Annotated in this window: 15 protein-coding genes and 1 tRNA gene; 5 read left to right on the forward strand and 11 right to left on the reverse strand. The window is 43.7% G+C overall.

The window, feature by feature from the left end:
• Window positions 1-28: 28 nt before the first annotated feature.
• The 5 genes from AC25Y5_RS03480 to AC25Y5_RS03500 all read right to left on the reverse strand — a co-directional run bounded on the left by AC25Y5_RS03480 (window position 29) and on the right by AC25Y5_RS03500 (window position 6,349).
• Window positions 29-661, reverse strand: coding sequence for a YczE/YyaS/YitT family protein (locus AC25Y5_RS03480; RefSeq protein ID WP_488139111.1), 633 nt, complete (start codon window positions 659-661; stop codon window positions 29-31).
• A gap of 97 nt (window positions 662-758) precedes the next feature.
• Window positions 759-1,250: a Cys-tRNA(Pro) deacylase gene (ybaK, locus tag AC25Y5_RS03485; RefSeq protein WP_488139112.1), complete on the reverse strand. Its 492-nt coding sequence runs from the start codon at window positions 1,248-1,250 to the stop codon at window positions 759-761.
• A gap of 62 nt (window positions 1,251-1,312) precedes the next feature.
• Window positions 1,313-1,915 carry a hypothetical protein gene (locus tag AC25Y5_RS03490; RefSeq protein ID WP_488139113.1) on the reverse strand — a complete coding sequence of 201 codons (603 nt, stop codon included), beginning with the start codon at window positions 1,913-1,915 and terminating at the stop codon, window positions 1,313-1,315.
• A gap of 101 nt (window positions 1,916-2,016) precedes the next feature.
• Window positions 2,017-4,191, reverse strand: coding sequence for a DNA topoisomerase III (locus AC25Y5_RS03495; protein ID WP_488139114.1), 2,175 nt, complete (start codon window positions 4,189-4,191; stop codon window positions 2,017-2,019).
• A gap of 232 nt (window positions 4,192-4,423) precedes the next feature.
• Entirely contained in the window at window positions 4,424-6,349 is a 1,926-nt protein-coding gene (locus AC25Y5_RS03500; RefSeq protein WP_488139115.1) for a cation:proton antiporter, read from the reverse strand.
• 122 nt (window positions 6,350-6,471) lie between these two features.
• On the opposite strand from AC25Y5_RS03500, the gene AC25Y5_RS03505 reads away from it, so the two are divergent.
• Together AC25Y5_RS03505 and AC25Y5_RS03510 are read left to right on the forward strand one after the other, a co-directional pair.
• On the forward strand, window positions 6,472-7,548 hold the full coding sequence (locus tag AC25Y5_RS03505; RefSeq protein ID WP_488139116.1) for a PseG/SpsG family protein: 1,077 nt from the start codon (window positions 6,472-6,474) through the stop codon (window positions 7,546-7,548).
• 23 nt (window positions 7,549-7,571) lie between these two features.
• Entirely contained in the window at window positions 7,572-7,757 is a 186-nt protein-coding gene (locus AC25Y5_RS03510) for an SE1832 family protein (RefSeq protein WP_482101188.1), read from the forward strand.
• Window positions 7,758-7,872: 115 nt separating this feature from the next.
• Here the strand turns inward: AC25Y5_RS03510 and AC25Y5_RS03515 are convergent, their stop codons facing one another.
• The 3 genes from AC25Y5_RS03515 to AC25Y5_RS03525 all read right to left on the reverse strand — a co-directional run bounded on the left by AC25Y5_RS03515 (window position 7,873) and on the right by AC25Y5_RS03525 (window position 11,713).
• Window positions 7,873-9,333: a phospholipase D family protein gene (locus AC25Y5_RS03515; protein ID WP_488139117.1), complete on the reverse strand. Its 1,461-nt coding sequence runs from the start codon at window positions 9,331-9,333 to the stop codon at window positions 7,873-7,875.
• A 96-nt stretch (window positions 9,334-9,429) separates the two neighbouring features.
• Window positions 9,430-9,975, reverse strand: coding sequence for an RNA polymerase sigma factor (locus tag AC25Y5_RS03520; RefSeq protein WP_488139118.1), 546 nt, complete (start codon window positions 9,973-9,975; stop codon window positions 9,430-9,432).
• A gap of 499 nt (window positions 9,976-10,474) precedes the next feature.
• Complete coding sequence (locus tag AC25Y5_RS03525) at window positions 10,475-11,713, reverse strand: hemolysin family protein (RefSeq protein WP_488139119.1); 1,239 nt, start codon at window positions 11,711-11,713, stop codon at window positions 10,475-10,477.
• 180 nt (window positions 11,714-11,893) lie between these two features.
• On the opposite strand from AC25Y5_RS03525, the gene AC25Y5_RS03530 reads away from it, so the two are divergent.
• Window positions 11,894-13,276 (forward strand): dipeptidase, encoded by a 1,383-nt coding sequence (locus AC25Y5_RS03530; RefSeq protein ID WP_488139261.1) that lies wholly within the window; start codon window positions 11,894-11,896, stop codon window positions 13,274-13,276.
• A gap of 135 nt (window positions 13,277-13,411) precedes the next feature.
• Here AC25Y5_RS03530 and AC25Y5_RS03535 read toward each other — a convergent pair whose 3' ends face one another.
• Complete coding sequence (locus AC25Y5_RS03535; RefSeq protein WP_488139120.1) at window positions 13,412-14,008, reverse strand: nitroreductase family protein; 597 nt, start codon at window positions 14,006-14,008, stop codon at window positions 13,412-13,414.
• A gap of 166 nt (window positions 14,009-14,174) precedes the next feature.
• Between AC25Y5_RS03535 and AC25Y5_RS03540 the strand changes: the two genes are divergently transcribed.
• On the forward strand, window positions 14,175-15,020 hold the full coding sequence (locus AC25Y5_RS03540) for a DegV family protein (RefSeq protein ID WP_488139121.1): 846 nt from the start codon (window positions 14,175-14,177) through the stop codon (window positions 15,018-15,020).
• A gap of 78 nt (window positions 15,021-15,098) precedes the next feature.
• Here the strand turns inward: AC25Y5_RS03540 and AC25Y5_RS03545 are convergent, their stop codons facing one another.
• Both AC25Y5_RS03545 and AC25Y5_RS03550 read right to left on the reverse strand, forming a co-directional pair.
• Complete coding sequence (locus tag AC25Y5_RS03545; RefSeq protein WP_488139122.1) at window positions 15,099-15,584, reverse strand: amidase domain-containing protein; 486 nt, start codon at window positions 15,582-15,584, stop codon at window positions 15,099-15,101.
• 185 nt (window positions 15,585-15,769) lie between these two features.
• Window positions 15,770-15,842: transfer RNA gene (locus AC25Y5_RS03550), tRNA-Ala, on the reverse strand.
• Window positions 15,843-15,910: 68 nt separating this feature from the next.
• Here AC25Y5_RS03550 and AC25Y5_RS03555 point away from each other — a divergent pair.
• Entirely contained in the window at window positions 15,911-16,930 is a 1,020-nt protein-coding gene (locus AC25Y5_RS03555; protein WP_488139123.1) for a DUF2804 domain-containing protein, read from the forward strand.
• Window positions 16,931-16,983 lie beyond the last annotated feature (53 nt).

The raw sequence follows: 16,983 nt of genomic DNA on the forward strand, positions 1-16,983 counted from the left end.
TTGGCAGCACATGCTTAAATGATTTTTTTCAGAACGTTATTTCCTCTTCACTCTTACCTATAATTCTCATCAAAAACTTCCGGCTTTGCGGCAGAGTATAATGGGCGACCTGTCCTAAAAATAAAGCGATTAGCACCGTCCCAATTCCAACCGGACCACCAAATAGCCATCCGACGATTGCTACAACGACTTCGAGTGTCGTCCGGATTTTCTTCACGCTTGCCCCTGTTTTCTGAACAAAGACGAGCATAAGACTATCCCGAGGGCCCGCACCGATATTTGGTGAAATATAAATCCCAATGCCATATCCCATAACAATTACACCCGCTGAGAACATAAGTATTTGCGCACCCAACGAAGTGATATCCGGCAGCAGCCAATTGAATAAATCAATAAATAGACCAATTGAAATCATATTCAACCATGTGCCAATCTTCGGCCATTCTTTCAAAACAGCGGCAGTTGCAATGATAATTATGAATCCCGTAATAATTCCCCATGTACCAATCGTCAAACCGAAGTTTTTGTACAATCCGACATGCAATACATCCCACGGAGCAATTCCAAGTTTTTGACCTTTAATCGTCATTGAAATACCCAGTGACATGATCATCATTCCTATAAAAAAGAATGCCCATCTCCATATTAATATCTTTCTCATATAAGTCCTTCTTTCCATACTAAAAGACATTCACAACTTGCGTGAATGCCGTCCTCTTTGTCTATTCATTATAGCACGCCTCATGTCCTTGAAATTATTAATCCTTCACAATGTCGTAAAAAGACGCATCTGTCACACGAGACAGCTCTGCCGGAATCAGCTTCACCTGCAAGCCGGGTTTGCCTGCACTGACGATCATCCATTCTAGACTTTCTGCCGACTTATCGATGAACGTCGGGTACTTTTTCTTCATCCCGACTGCCGAACAGCCTCCACGTACATAGCCCGTTTCCTTCGTCAAGTCTTTCAAAGGAAGCATCTCGAGCTTTTTCACACCTGCCGCCCTTGCTGCTTTTTTCAAATCCAGTTCTGCAGCTACGGGCACCAAAAAGACCAATAGTTCTCGAGGTCCTGCAATTGTAACCAGCGTCTTATAAACTGTCTCTACGGATTGCTTCGTTTTTTCGGCAACGGAAATACCGTCCACCAATCCATCGTTCACTTCATACTCCATCAATTCGTAGGATACATTTTCCCCATCCAAAATGCGTACTGCATTCGTTTTCACTTTTTTGTTCTGTTTTGCCATCCGCTCATCTTTCCTTTCTAAAATGAAAAGGCCGCCATTTGAAGGGCGACCTTACGTATTCATCATGCAATTTTATAGAAACTAGGTTGATCATTTTCGAATCCTTTCAGTTTCATTTGAACTTGGAAAGAGTAAGTTGAAATCGCCTGTTCATAACGTTTCTGCATGATAAGTACTTCACGATCGAGAGCGGAGGGAAGTTCCATGGATGCCATTTTTACTGACTCAGCTTCTTCACGTACAGTTGCAGACTCGATTTCAGATTGTGCTCGATTGTGTAGCATTATTTGAGCTTCTGTCCGCATGATTTTTGCCGATGCTGTTGCTGCTAGCTGATAATCGGCCGTCGTCGGTTCAGGTTCTGAAATCGCTTCAGCCCGCACACTTCTCCAAACGTCAATCGTTTCTTCAAGGGTTTTTCCAATCGGCAATGTGATTTGCTTCATTTGCCCTCCGTCAAGTCGTTGAAATTCTTGACGCTCTGAGTGAACGATTCCTGAGTCTTTCTTCTCAGTCAATAAAACTTCCAGATTTTCAACTGTCTTCTGGTTCTGACCATTATATTGTACATTGCGACTGTAAGCATTCTCTGCATTTCTGCGCCTCAATGTATCATATCGCTGGATAGGATCGCTCGCTGCCACTTGAGTCATAACGGCATTCATATAACTTCACCTCCAATTTAGTCCTATTTTCAAAATTCTAGTAACTCTATTATACCCGACTATTACAGATCGATAAACCCAACCAAAGCGCTAAGCTAGAATTACTTATCGAATAGTTTCTTTAGCGCATCCGCCATTGCAGTATTCTCCAACTCTTCCGGCGCTCCCTGTTTCTTCATGTATTTCTGGACATCACGTTTGTCCGCTTTTTTGCCGCCCGAACTTGCCCTGCGTTTTTCAAATGCCGATAACTTCTCACGGTGCCCACATTTACAGACAAAAATCCGTCCATCTCCCTCTCCGCGCATCTCCAATTTCTTTTTACAAACTGGACATCTGGCATTCGTCAGCATGGAGACGTTCTTCCTGTGCCCGCACTCACGGTCTTGACAGACGAGCATCTTACCGCGCTTACCGTTTACTTCTAACAAAAGCTTTCCACATTCAGGACAAGCTTTGCCTGTAACATTGTCATGCTTGTATTTTTTATCATCTGTTTTAATTTCAGTGACGGTCTGTTTTGAAAAACCAATCATATCTTTCATGAATTCTTCTTTTTTCATCTGACCATTGGCAATTTTCGTCAAGCCCTGTTCCCATTCCGCTGTCAATGCGGGTGACTTTAAATCTTCCGGAACGAGTTCAAGTAGTTGGCGCCCTTTAGATGTCGTATAAATATCATTGCCTTTTTTCTCCATCACGAATGAGTTGAAAAGCCGCTCGATGACATCGGCCCGTGTTGCAACCGTTCCGAGTCCGCCTGTTTCGCCGATTGTTTTAATGAGCTCTTTAGATTCACCTTGCATGAACTGTGAAGGATTCTCCATCGCAGCGAGCAAAGTCCCTTCATTGAACCTCGCAGGCGGTTTCGTTTGACCATTCGTCATAACAATCGCCTGGATTTTCACTTCTTCCCCTTTTGAAAACGGAGGAAGTGTATCTGTATCTGCCTCTTCTTCCTCTGTCGAATAAACTTTTTTCCATCCTTCATCCGTAACTGTACGGCCTTTCGCTTTAAACATTTCTCCACCAACAGCGAGTTCTGCCGTCACTTGGTTATAACGAAACGGACCGAAGAAAACAGCCAGAAAACGCTTGACGATTAAGTCATATAAACGCTGCTCTTTATCGGACAAGTTTTGAAGAATCGGAGTTTCCTCTGTCGGAATAATAGCATGATGATCTGAAACACGTTTGTCATCGATGACACCCTTCTGCGGTTTTACAGTTCCTGCACGCAGCAATGTGTTAGTCGCCTTACGGTATGGTCCGATATCTACAGCTTTAATCCGCTCTTTCAACGTGCTTTCCATATCCGATGTTAGATGCTTCGAATCGGTACGCGGATAAGTCACGGCTTTATGGCGTTCATATAGATTCTGCAGCGTCGATAGCGTCTCTTTCGCAGACCACGACCAGCGGCGGTGCGCTTCTTTTTGCAACTCTGTCAAATCGAAAAGATGCGGAGCCGGCTGTGACTTCGGTGTTGTTTTCACGTCCATTACTTTTCCTGAATGGATCCCGTCGATTTTCCCTATCAACTTCTCGGTTGCTTCTTTATCGAAGGACTGCGTTTGACCTGTCTTATCGTGCCAAGTGAATTTCGCGGTTTCAGTCAATGCCTGCATACCGTAGAACGACTTTGGCTTGAAGTCTCGAATCTGATATTCTCGTTCTGCAATCATGGCGAGGGTCGGCGTCTGAACACGTCCCGTTGACAGTTGGGCATTGTACTTCACTGTCAGTGCGCGCGTTGCATTGATGCCAACGACCCAGTCAGCTTCTGCACGAGCTACTGCCGCCTGATATAGGTTTTCATAGGCACGACCATCTTTCAAGTTATTGAAACCATCCTTGATGGCTTTATCGGTAACCGATGAAATCCATAAGCGTTTGATAGGCTTTCGGACTTTTGCTTGTTCCAAAATCCAGCGTGCCACAAGCTCTCCTTCACGTCCCGCATCTGTCGCGATAATGATATCCTTCACATCGTTGCGATTCAGCTGTGCTTTAACCGCATTGAATTGTTTCATCGTTTGGCGAATCGGTACCAGTTTGAATGGCTGAGGAATAATCGGTAAGTGCTCGAGCTTCCACTCTTTGAATTCATTGCCATAGCCTTCTGGATCTGCATGTGTCACAAGATGGCCAAGTGCCCATGTGACTATATAATTTGTGCCTTCAAGAAATCCGTTCCCTTTTTTATTGCAACCAAGTACTCGTGCAATATCGCGAGCCACGGACGGCTTTTCAGCTAGTACAAGTGATTTAGACATAAGTATTTCCCCTTTCTTCATGGTTCAATTATACGGTAGAACGTGAAGGGATGCATGTCGGGCGAACGAAACCTGGTCCTGTAGAGACAAAATTGCCCCTAAACCATCAACCGGTGTAGAGGCAATTTCCCCATAGGTTCTTACGCATCATCCAATGCATCCGATCGATTTTCACTCATTTCCGCGAATTCACAAATCCCTCGCAATTTATACAAGTGCTTCATGGTGATATTCATTGTGCTGAAAGTGGCGCATCACCTGGAATGACCGGTTTCTCTGCTTTTTCATCCCTCAAGAATAAGCCTTCCACTTCTTCATATGGTACGGCTATTTCACCATTCTCACCATCGAGACGCTCTTTCACTTTTTCAATCTTTTTGACAGGTGATGATAGTGCGATAATAGCATCTCCCGCTGTTGCTTGCGGCTCTGCGCTAGGTGTAAAGAACTCAATCATACCGTCCGCACGATGAATGAAGAGAAGAATAGATTTGTCATCCCGTTCTCTCAAATATTGTGTGTAACTATACTGTTTTGTAATAACTGTTTTACGAATTCCATGTCCCGCATTCATCCGCTCTTCCAAGTCATAAATCGAAACGGCAGGCGAGAACAGCATTTGACCACCGGCTACCTTGAATCCGTCGACTTCTTTTCCAACCTGAAATGCCGACTGATACAAGTTTCCGCTTCCAAGATCCGGTGCATAATCTGAACAGATATGTGCGTTATACGTATCTGTCTTCGTCATCGCGAGGATATAGCGATACGGTGTCAAGTCGAGATGGTATTCGATTTGTTCCGATAGGATATCTCCTACGTAACTGTCCAGCCCAAGATTTCGGGCATGTGATAAACCCGCCCACGATTGATCGACGAGTAGCACTTCGTTTCCAGTCACCTTCAATGCTTGAGCAAATTCCGCTGCAAAGCGCGAACTGCCAACAAGAAGTATGCCTGATTCGTCTGTCGTTGTAAGTTTCAATTTCTTCGCAATGAAGCCGATTGAAAATCCGTGTAGAATTACTGTGGCAAAGACAAGCGCAAAGGTCAACGCAGTCAATACCTCTGCATCCTCGTATCCATTATCGAGCAAAATCGACGCAAAGTAGCCTGATACAGTAAGAGCTACAATCCCCCGCGGCGCAATCCAGCCAATCAGGATTTTCTCACGTATATTCAATTCAGTATTATTAGTCGAAATCCAAATTGACAATGGCCTAACGATAAACAACATTGCCAGTACATACATGATAATATTCGGATTAAATATTTCAATCAAAATATGCGAATCAAGTGACGCGGTCAGCATGACGAAAATACCCGAAATTAGTAAAACAGATATATTTTCTTTAAATTGGCGGATATCATGCATCGATGTCAAATGCATATTAGCCATCGTCATCCCCATCGCCGTAACCGCAAGGAGGCCGGTTTCGTGCATAATTTCATCCGCGAAAACGAATGTAAATAAAACAACCGCAAACAACACCGGCGCTTTCAAAAATTCCGGAATCCCGCCTCGCTCAAATGCGGACCCCATTATCCGTCCTGCACCCCATCCAAGCAACACTGCAAAAACAGATGCCGCGAAGAATAAAAGCAACGCATTTAACGTCACTTGACTATTCAAAAATTTGATGAGCTCGAAAGCGAACACGGCAAGCAACGCACCGAACGGATCGACGACAATCGCTTCCCATTTCAGAATCGCCGCGGGTCGCGGTTTCAATTTTGCCTGCCTTAGGAGCGGCAAGATAACAGTTGGCCCCGTAACGATGAACAAACCACCTATGATAAATGCAACCGCCCAGGAAAGTCCCGCCAAATAATGAGCCGCAAGCGACCCCGCAATCCACGCGATGAATGCTCCAACTGTAACAATGCGCGCTACTGGCTTACTAAAACCTTTAATTTCCTTGAAATCCAGATTCAAACTACCTTCAAACAAAATGATTGCCACGGCAAATGTAATGATTGGAACGAATAGATCGCCCATGCTGTCTTTAGGATTAATAAGCCCGAAAATTGGACCGACAAGAAGCCCTGCAACCGACATAACAACGATTGCTGGCATACGAAATCTCCAGGCCACCCATTGTGATAATATCCCTATTAACACAACGAGCATCAAATCAAACAGTAAGGAATCAAACAATCGAATCACTCCGTTCGTAATAAGAAATAATGTTAGTTTATCATATTACCATTTTCACTCCACTAGGAATAGACATATCTCAATCATTCAATACATAAGGTAATAGGGATGAATTTAACAATTTGCATGAAAGGGTGATTCCAATAAACGAACAACAAAAGAAAATCGTAGCTATCCATATTTCCCGCTCGGACGGAAAGGGGACATACCCCGCACGCAGAGCAGCCATGATTGCAAAAACTTTGGCTGATGAAACAGATATCATCTTCCTTTGTGGTGCGGATTCCCCTCCGGTACCTAAGGGATTTAAATCAGTGCCTACCGAAACGCATAACCTTTTGTTACAGGCACTTGCGACCATTAAACCAGACTTACTCCTACGCGATAGTGGCTCAACAATACTAGAGGAAGTTGAAATGATTGCTGAGCTTGTTCCCTCCATCATCCATTTCGATGATTTTGGCGATGGCGGTAAATGTGCGGATTTGGTTTTCCAGACACTGTATGCCGAAACAAATGATAGTGTTCCCGACCATTATGTGCTTGGATGGGAGAGCTTCATTGGCGACGAACAGATGGCTTCATATAAACATATAGGTCTTCGCAAAGGCCAGTCCGGCCCTCTCCCCCACCTTGTCATCACATTCGGCGAAGAGGACTTGGGAAACTTGACTTACCGTGCATTGCGACACATCATGCAACTTCAGATTCCACTTAAAGTGACGGTGCTCATCGGTGAACACTATTCCCATGATGCGAGTGCACTACAGATGATGGCTCTTGGGAGACGCAACACATCTGTTGTAGAGCATCCGTACAATACTGCAGAAATTTATGCTTCCGCAGATATTATTTTGTGTGCATCTAGCTACATGCCATATGAAGTAGCCGTACTTGGCATCCCTTGCATCGTCCTCGCACAAAACGACTTCGAACTAGGACTTGCATTCCCAAAAGACCAACACGGTTTCATACATCTTGGCCTCGGCCGTAAAGTGAAACAGTCCAGTTTGTTGAATGCCATCATGGAACCATTGCTGCACGATCCACTGCGTAAAAAAGCGATTGCACGCCAAGCTGCACTCGGAATGGGCGACGGAAAAGACGCTGTCTGTGAAGCCATTCGCTATTATCTTGAATACCCGAAGCGAAATACTAGTGGCGGAGCAGGAAAAAAGACGTTCGATATGCTACACTGAGTAAAAACGAGGTGCCTTACTCTATGAACAAACGTCAAGTGGAATCAGCGATTGCCGAACTCAAAATGGACTATATTAATCTACAAGGTGATATCGAGAAGCTTGAATCGACAGGCAATAATAGTTACGTCAAAAAAGCCGAACTTCGTCTTGCGACAATGGAAAATAATCTCGCAGAACTGAATAAGCAGCTTGACGAGTTTGAATAACATAGCGCTGGAGTCTAGACACTGTTCCAGGTGAGAAACTAATACTTTCAAAGCTCTAAAAAAAGACTATCCTATGAAACAAAGGATAGTCTTTTTGACTTATACATATAAAAACTCAATAACTCGTCAGTTTAAACAGCTTCTGTAAACTGTAAATGCCGCGTTGGAAGAATGTGAATTCATCTTGGTACTCTTCCACGTCAAGCGTGTACATCGCATCTTCATTGTTCCATAATCTATCGAAATAGGTGTCTATCTCACCAGTTAACTCACTGTCATTCTGTGCAATAACCCGTAGATTTGCTTCCAAGTTATAATCATCAAGCGTGCGTTCCGTTAGATTGGCAGATCCGTTCGAAATATACGTTTCATCTTTCGTCTGGACGACAACCAGTTTCGTATGATACTGCCCATTTACCGTATTGTACCAACGGACATCGATCTTCCCATCCGAATCTTCCACCATTTCCTGCACAACAGGCCTGTTCGGCAACCCGGATTTTTCATTACCAAAGGAGTTTTCATTCGGATCCAAAATCATTTTCACATCCACCCCACGATTTGCCGCATCGACGAGCGCATTGACTAGGTCCCTTTTTGAAATGAAAAACATACCAAGACGAATTTTGTCTCCTTTTTGCGATTTCGCAATATCAGCGAGAAGTGCATCTAGTATTTTTTTCTCAGTCAAGTACTGGACGGCATATTCTCCACCATCTGGCTCAGGCTCTTCGACGCGCGGCAATGTACCTCCATTCGTATAGCGAAGGATTGCTTCTTCCGCTGCTAAAATATCGTTCAGGATAGTCCCCTTTACTTTCAATGCGATATTCCCATGAAACCCACTGGCGTTATGCGGATTCCCTGATGAAACAATCGCTTCCTTATCCGTTACGACAGTCTTCCGGTGATTCGCTTTAACGTTTAGTAATGTTATATAGGAGGCCAGTGTCATTTTCGGAGCCTTACTTGACATGGCATTGGCAATCCACCCTGTTTTCTCAAAATCTATCCAACGAAATAGCATCCTGTAAAGCCCTGAATAGATTGGCGTTGAATCGCGAAGCGGGTCCAAATCTGTGTATACGACTTCAATCCCAACGTCTTCCATCATTGTGAACCATTCCATTTCGTAAGAACCGTATCCCGTGTTCAAAGGATCCGTGATAAAGATAATCGGCATATCTGGATTTTTCTCCTTTTTTGCCACCAGTTTCTCAGTCATTGTCTGTGCGATTTTAGGAAACTCTACTTCTTCATCAACATAATGATCAAATAAAAAATAATCGAGTACGATAAATTGCTCAGCCCGGTCAATCATTTGGTAAACTTCATCGAAAATTGCAAGCTCATGCACCATACCATCCCCGTCTTTATTTTGTGCATATGTCAAATCGGTAAACATTTCAACATCGTCCGTCCAGTGGATATCTCCCTCGAAAGAAATACCTTCGGGAAGCGGTTTATATGTATTCCATAAGATTACACCTATGTAAATAAAGACAAACAGTAACAGCACAATTAGGACAACCCGCTTCCGCCTGCTCCATCCCTTTTTCTTTTCTTTCTTTTCCATGGGCATTTCCTCTTTTCAGCTTAATCTATCACTTACAGCTAGATTCCCCTTTTTGTTTTTCGACAAACAAAAAGCACAGCCCATTCGGCTGCGCTCTTAGGCAGTGACGTAGTCTTGCACTGCTGTATCTGCAATCATTAATTCTTTCAAATACTTTTTAGCACGGAACAGTCTGGATTTCACTGTACCGATTGAGACCTTCATCACATCTGCAATTTCAATCAATGAATATTGATAGACATAGAAATACTCGATGGTTGTTCTGTAAATGGCATCAAGTTCACCTATTTTTTGTTGAACGATGGATTGAATGTCATTCCGCTCAAGTAATTCCGCTGGAGTCAGACTGTCACTTGGAACCAAATCTAAAATAGGCACATCCAACGTTTCCGGTTGGTTCATCACATGTTTACTTCTTCTAACGTCTTTCCGGTACCGATCTCGAAATGTATTCATGCAAATGGTTGTTAACCATGCTTTCATATGTTCGACGTCGTCCATGCGATTGCTGTACCGTACGACTTTCACCCATACGTCCTGCATGAGGTCTTCTGCCTCTTCTTTGTTACGCGTCAACTTAAGGCATAAATGATATATGTAACGTCCGTATTCTTCATGCACCCCATTAAGATTTAAGTCCATAATATAACGCTCCCGTCTTCTATCTGTTGTTCTCATTATCAACAATTGGGACCTTTCAAACCATCGTATTCTCTTTCAGCACACTTACAAAGATGTAAGCTTGAAAAGCGGAAGCGGCCGAATAGATGCGACGGGCATAAGACGGTCTGGCGAAGCGGCGCACTTTGCCGTACAGCCAGAACGACTTATGACCCTAGCATCTGGCCGCTGAAGCTAGACAAGAAAAGCGGAAGCGGCCGTATAGATGCGACAGGCATAAGACGGTCTGGCGAAGCGGCGCACTTTGCCGCACAGCCGGAACGACTTTCAAGGTTCACAGTCTAAGATCGCCGCGTCCTGCGGCAACGACTGCGTAACTCACATCCTGTGAGCCTCTAGCGTCTGGCCGCTGAAGCTAGACAAGAAAAGCGGAAGCGGCCGAATAAATGGGATAGGCATAAGACGGTCTGAAAAAAGAAAATCCCCATAACCATCGTCTGGTTACAAGGATTTGCATGTTTCATTCATTTTCTTCAGACCGAATTGCAATGGTCATTCGTATAATACGGTTGCGTTCCATTTCCTCGATTTCAAAACGCATATGATCGTATGTAAATCGTTCACCTTCTTCAGGAACATGACCAAGCTCTTGCAGAACAAATCCGCCAAGTGTTTCATGATCGGTCGGTAATTCAACGCCTAACAAATCCATCGCATCAACGATTTCGAGCCTTCCGTGACAAGTTAACATTTGTTCCGTTTTTTCATAGACAAGTACTTCTTCATCATCGTCCGTCTCGTCTTCAATATCCTGGCCAATCATTTCTTCGATAATATCTTCATGTGTAATAACGCCAAGTGTTCCTCCGTATTCATCCAGAACAATAGCCATATGCTTCTTCTTCGCGAGCATCATCTTGAACACTTTTTCAACGCTGGCGGACTGCACTACGTAAAATGTATTGCGGTCAATCAACTCACCAAGTGTCTGTTTAGGATTCATCGACCACCCGATTAGCATTTTTGAATAAAATACGCCTAAAATCGTATCCATGCTTTCTTCATAGACGGGATAACGTGTATAGGAATGCTCGAGAATTATATCACGTACTTCTTCATAGGTTGCTTCAATCGGCAGCCCGATGATATCCATCCGGTGTGTTTCAAGGACGTCAGATACATCCTTTTCTGCAAAATCGAGTACTTCTTTCAACCGATTTGATTCTTCCATCTTGAATGTTCCTTCTATAGATGCAATGTCAACCATCGATCGTAGATCATCCTTGGTAAGTGTAGCTTTCGTCACCGCACCTTTTGAAATAATGCGGATGAAAATATTTGTGAACATGCCCAGTAGTGATGTCAGCGGAGTCAATATTGTAATAAGAAGTGAAATTGTAGGTGAAACCATATAAGCGACACGCTCACTGAACGTTGCAGCAATCGTTTTCGGCAACACTTCACCGAAGACAATAATAATAACCGTCAGTATCCCTGTCCAAATACCGACACTTAGACCTTTGTCGATTGCTATAGTCGTAACGAGGGTCGGCATCATAATATTCGCGATATTATTTCCGATCAGAATCCCTGTAATCATACGGTCCGGTTTCGAAATCAGTTTCTGCAGCCTGATAGCCTGCTTGTCTCCCTGATTAGCACGAAACTGGACCTTTCTCCTATTTACTGCTGTAAGAGCCGTTTCACTACCTGAGAGGTAAAACGACATGAATAAAAAGAAGCCAAGTGCAATAAACAAAAGCAATTCCTCCCGGAAATAATATCATATTTGTATATTCGTCCTATTAATAACTTTCAAACAGTATACCATACCCTTCAGGTCATCGTTCGTCTTTCACGCTCAAAATCCTCACTTATCTGCTATACTATTCCTAATCAAAATTACTTGAAATGAGGAATTATATTGAATCATTTAGAGATGATTAACGGGTATTTCAAAGAAAAACGGGATGTACATTTAGGCCTATTAAAAGACTTTCTACGTATTCCAAGTATCAGCGCTTTATCCGACCATAAGGACGATATGCAACAAGCTGCAGAATGGTTGCGCGCTTCTTTCAAAAAAGCAGGTCTTGAAAACCTTTCAATTGATGAAACAGATGGACATCCCGTTGTGTACGGCGATTGGCTCCACGCAGAAGGAAAACCAACCATTCTCGTGTACGGACATTACGACGTGCAGCCGGTCGATCCATTGAATTTGTGGACAAGCGGGCCATTCGAACCTGAAGTACGTGATAACAAATTATATGCGCGTGGTGCGAGCGATGACAAAGGACAAGTATTCATGCATGTATTGGCTGTTGAAGCGCTAATTCAGAAAACGGGCGGATTGCCTGTCAATGTGAAATTCATCATTGAAGGTGAAGAAGAAATTGGCAGTCCGAATCTCGAGAAGTATATTAAGGCCAACCAGGACAAACTTGCAGCCGATATTATTGTTATTTCCGATACAGGCATGCAAGGACCCGGACAACCCGCAGTTTGTTATGGACTTCGCGGCCTGAGCGGCGTTCAAATCGATATACAGGGCGCGAAAAGCGATCTTCATTCCGGCTTGTATGGCGGTGGCGTCCAAAATCCAATTCATGTACTTGCAGAAGTTCTTGCGTCATTCCGCGATAAAGAAGGAACCATTGCTATAGAAGGGTTTTACGACAATGTACGCCCTCTATTAGACGAGGAACGCGAAGCTTACCAAGCGCTTGGCTTTGACGAAGACGAATTGAAAGAAGAAATCGGTGTGACAGAACTGTTCGGAGAAAAAGGGTATTCGTACCTTGAGCGTACGTGGACACGTCCGACACTTGAAATTAACGGCGTATTTGGTGGATTTTCAGGAGAAGGCATTAAAACAGTATTACCTGCAGAAGCAGGCGCAAAAATCACATGCCGCTTAGTACCTGACCAGGATCCCGATGAAATCGTCGAGAAGTTGAAAGCGCATATCGAGAAACACAAACCGGTGGGCGCAACCGTGACAGTGACTGAATTCGATAAAGGAAAACCATTTATCACTCCGTTTGACCACCCCGCTATCCAGGCGGCCGGTCGTTCATACGAAAAAGTATACAATGTACCGACTGCTTATACGCGTGGTGGTGGATCGATTCCAATTGTGGCGGCATTCGATGAAATTCTCGAGTTGCCAGTGGTCTTAATGGGCTTCGGTCTTTCGTCAGAAAACTTCCACGCCCCAAATGAACATTTCCACTTGGAGAACTTCGACCAAGGTTTGCGCGTCATCAGCGATTATTACTATGAAATTGCCGGTTTTAACAAAGATGATTTGAAGAAGTAGTCCTATCCCGGATTCCCATTATGGGGATTCGGTTTTTGCTTACAGCAGGATCAATTTCATCAAAACCAGTGTTAAACATAAAAAAGCGTCCGTATTGCATGATTAAATGCAATGCGGACGCAAATCATTTCTGATTTATACTTCTTTCGCTTCTTCACTATCTCGGCCGTAATAGGTAACTAATTCTTCTAGTGGTTTACGGGGAGCGGCCTTTGGTATTTCATCAAAATAACCGAATTGGAGCATGCTAATAATACGCTCTCCTTGTTTAACACCGAGTTCTGCTCTGAATTTCGGATTATCGAGGAATCCGGGAGTTTTCCAACAAGTTCCAATCCCCTTGTCCCATGCAAGAAGCTGCGTGTTCATTATGAACATGCTTGCAGCTGCGTAATCCTCCAGGCGTTCTTTCTGGCGCGCATCTTCTGGAACGACAACAAATACAACAGCACCTGGACCCGTAAATTTCTTCATTTGCTGCGCTAGTGATTCTTCCGAAAGCTCTTTCCATTTAGGTACGCCATATTCTTTCAACACATCAAGGAATTTCACATATTCCTTATCTGCAGCTACAACAAAGCGCCATGGATTGCGATTGCCATGATTTGGCGCCCACGCCGCATCTTCCAACATTTCTGCAATGTTTTCCGGATCAACCGGTTGACCATTAAAGTTCTTTATTGAACGGCGCGTAATAATCGCGTCTCTAACTGATAAGGCTTGCTCATTCATAAATCATGTCCCCTTTACGTATACTCCGACTATTATACCTTACCCGTTCCTCTTTTGCGAAAATGGCTGAACAGCAACGTCATTATTGTTTTCTGAATACAATTAAATACTTTTCATGGTATAGTAATAAAAGCATATATTCTAATAAAAAAGGATGGTTTTAATCATGACTAAGAAACCGCTTGCATGGATTGTGGACAGTACTGCCTTCGTTTCCGAGGAACTCAAACAACACCCGGACTTCTTTTCCGTTCCTTTAAATATACATTTCGGTGAAAAACAGTTTGTCGACGGTGTCGACCTAACGCCTGAACAACTTTACGAAAAAATTAAAGATGCAAAAGAGTTTCCGAAAACTTCTCAACCATCAGCAGGTGAGTTTTCCGAAAAGTTCAAGGAAATCGCGGAACATTATGAACAGGCAATCGCTGTTCACGTGTCGAGTAAAATGAGCGGGACACTTGCTTCTTCGACTGCTGGCGCTGAAATCGCAGGATTTCCTGTAACATTCATCGACTCCCTTTCACTATCCTACGGAGTTACCGGGTTAGTCGAAAAAGGCATGGAAATGTACGATAAAGGTGCAACTGTCTCCGAAATCGAAAAACAACTGAACAAAATGACCGGAACCCTGCACATCTACATATTGATGGGGCAACTGGAACAACTTTATAAAGGCGGTCGAATGAACGGTGCGCAGTTCTTCCTCGGCAGTTTGTTGAAAGTGAAACCAATCGTTACGATTACGGCAAAGGGCGAATTGGAACCAGTCGAAAAAGTTCGGTCCGAGAAAAAAGCACTTCAATACTTGGTCGATAAAGTAGCTGCAGGTCACCATCCCGGCAGAAAGACAATTCACCTAATGCACGGCAATGTCATGAATCAGGCAATCCATTTGAAAAACCTTCTTACGGAGCAAATACCCGGCCTTGAAGTAAAAATCGGAGATATTAGTTCCGTCCTCGCGGTTCACGCGGGAGAAGGAACGCTTGCCGTTTTATGGTTTGATTGAATTAAGAAAAGCAGCCCGTTATTAATCGACGGACTGCTTTTTTTGTGTCTTGCCCTAGGTATCTGACACTTGTTTCCCTTATGAAAATTGGTCATTGATTTTAAAAAAGATGTAGCGTGCGTTGGGTGTGCTTGCATACGAATCTTTGTATGCCCAGTGCCGGTGCCTTGCGTTATAAGTATGTGCATTGACAAGCGGAACCGCACCATCTTTCGCCGTAACAATTGTTGTATGATCAAATCTTCCATCGCCTTGAAAGTCATAGGCAATGACATCCCCCAATCCTAACTGCTCGGCCGATGAAACTTGTGTGGCCGTCAACCCTTTTTTCGAACCAGCCAAATACCAGCGCATCGAATGCGCCACGGACCAGCTAAAACTCCAGGTGCCGCCTCCAATCCACCACCCCTGTTCCCGATTCGGAGATCCATGCATTGGCGCTCCGCCCGCCCGCAAGCATTGCGAAATATAATTGGTACAATCTACATCGAATGTTGGATATGCTGGATTACGACTATCCCACCACGTATCGGCATAACGAACCGCTGCTTCCCTGTTATACATCTTCAAACCCCTCCCTACGTCATCCTATGAATACAAAGAGTTTGGAATGCGTTTCGGGTGTAGTTTGATAAACGTAAAGAGACGTAAAACCGATAGCTTAAGAAGCTTTCTGAGGCCTAGCAGTATTATATATTCCTAAACAAAAAAAGCGCCCGATTATATCAGACACCCTTCTGAAAACTATATGGAGCATAGGGGGCTCGAACCCCTGACCTTCACACTGCCAGCGTGACACTCTCCCAGCTGAGCTAATGCCCCGAATCTTTGGTACAATAAGGATTATAGCAATAATATTCGAAAAAGACAATAGGCAGGGGGCACATCACATGCAGCATGCAGAAAGAGAAATCACAGGACTCGTTGCGTTGTGTGACGATAAAGGGTTATTGAATCCGGATGCAATCGGTTTCGCGCGTCACCCATACATCCAAAGCAACTTAAAGAACCATTTCATGCGGAAGAAAAAGTGGAATTATTGGTGCGTGTACGGGGAAGATTTGCTGTTTTCTGTGACAATTAGCCATCTCGATTATGCCGCTGTCTGCTTTGTCTATATCTTAAATTACGAAACGCAACGATTCTATGAGAAACAAATAACAATTCCAATTGGACGCGCTGTGAAGATGCCTGAAAATGTGCTAGACAGTGTTAAATTTGTGAATGATAACCTAACCGTTCAGATTTTACATATACAAGGTGAAACACATCTCTCCGTAACGATTCCTGACTTCGATAATGAAGTACTTCATGCGGATTTCCACATCGTCCATCCAGTTGACGATGAATCGTTGAATGTTGTTATCCCAAGAAACAGGGAGATATTCCAATTCACAGCTAAGCACCATTCATTGCCGACCTCCGGCTTTGTTAAGATTGGTGAAAGACGGTATGACTTCAACCCTGATTACAGTTTCGCGGTTCTCGATTACGGCAGAGGCATATGGCCCCGTAAAACAGAGTGGAACTGGGCAATGGCATCTCAGCGTCTTGGTGGCCGCCGCATTGGGCTTAACTTTGGTGGAAAATGGACGGACGGAACAGGAATGACTGAAAATGCTGTATTTGTTAACGGCTTAATGACAAAAATCCATGAAGATGTTGTGTTTACATATGACTCGAAAAATTATATGGTACCCTGGAAAATCCAGACCAAGTTTTCCGATAGTGTCAACATCACATTTACACCCTTTTTCGAAAGAGTCTCTACGATGAATGTCCGCTTGATCCGTACTGAAGTCCATCAAGTCATCGGTTATTTCGACGGAAAGATACGCTTACATGACGGTTCCATTCTACAAATACGCAAGATGCTCGGTTCATCCGAAGAACACAACGCAAAATGGTAAATGAAAGATCTGGTTTCGCACATAATATCTCATTTTACACGCAGGCATTCATG

This window comes from Sporosarcina sp. Y1011 (assembly GCF_057669885.1).

Bases quoted from the DNA above. Each gene is read 5' to 3' on its own strand.
- AC25Y5_RS03480 (WP_488139111.1), bottom strand. From the start codon at position 661: ATGAGAAAGATATTAATATGGAGATGGGCATTCTTTTTTATAGGAATG.
- ybaK (WP_488139112.1), bottom strand. From the start codon at position 1,250: ATGGCAAAACAGAACAAAAAAGTGAAAACGAATGCAGTACGCATTTTG.
- AC25Y5_RS03490 (WP_488139113.1), bottom strand. From the start codon at position 1,915: ATGAATGCCGTTATGACTCAAGTGGCAGCGAGCGATCCTATCCAGCGA.
- AC25Y5_RS03495 (WP_488139114.1), bottom strand. From the start codon at position 4,191: ATGTCTAAATCACTTGTACTAGCTGAAAAGCCGTCCGTGGCTCGCGAT.
- AC25Y5_RS03510 (WP_482101188.1), top strand. From the start codon at position 7,572: ATGAACAAACGTCAAGTGGAATCAGCGATTGCCGAACTCAAAATGGAC.
- AC25Y5_RS03515 (WP_488139117.1), bottom strand. From the start codon at position 9,333: ATGGAAAAGAAAGAAAAGAAAAAGGGATGGAGCAGGCGGAAGCGGGTT.
- AC25Y5_RS03520 (WP_488139118.1), bottom strand. From the start codon at position 9,975: ATGGACTTAAATCTTAATGGGGTGCATGAAGAATACGGACGTTACATA.
- AC25Y5_RS03530 (WP_488139261.1), top strand. From the start codon at position 11,894: ATGATTAACGGGTATTTCAAAGAAAAACGGGATGTACATTTAGGCCTA.
- AC25Y5_RS03535 (WP_488139120.1), bottom strand. From the start codon at position 14,008: ATGAATGAGCAAGCCTTATCAGTTAGAGACGCGATTATTACGCGCCGT.
- AC25Y5_RS03540 (WP_488139121.1), top strand. From the start codon at position 14,175: ATGACTAAGAAACCGCTTGCATGGATTGTGGACAGTACTGCCTTCGTT.
- AC25Y5_RS03545 (WP_488139122.1), bottom strand. From the start codon at position 15,584: ATGTATAACAGGGAAGCAGCGGTTCGTTATGCCGATACGTGGTGGGAT.
- AC25Y5_RS03555 (WP_488139123.1), top strand. From the start codon at position 15,911: ATGCAGCATGCAGAAAGAGAAATCACAGGACTCGTTGCGTTGTGTGAC.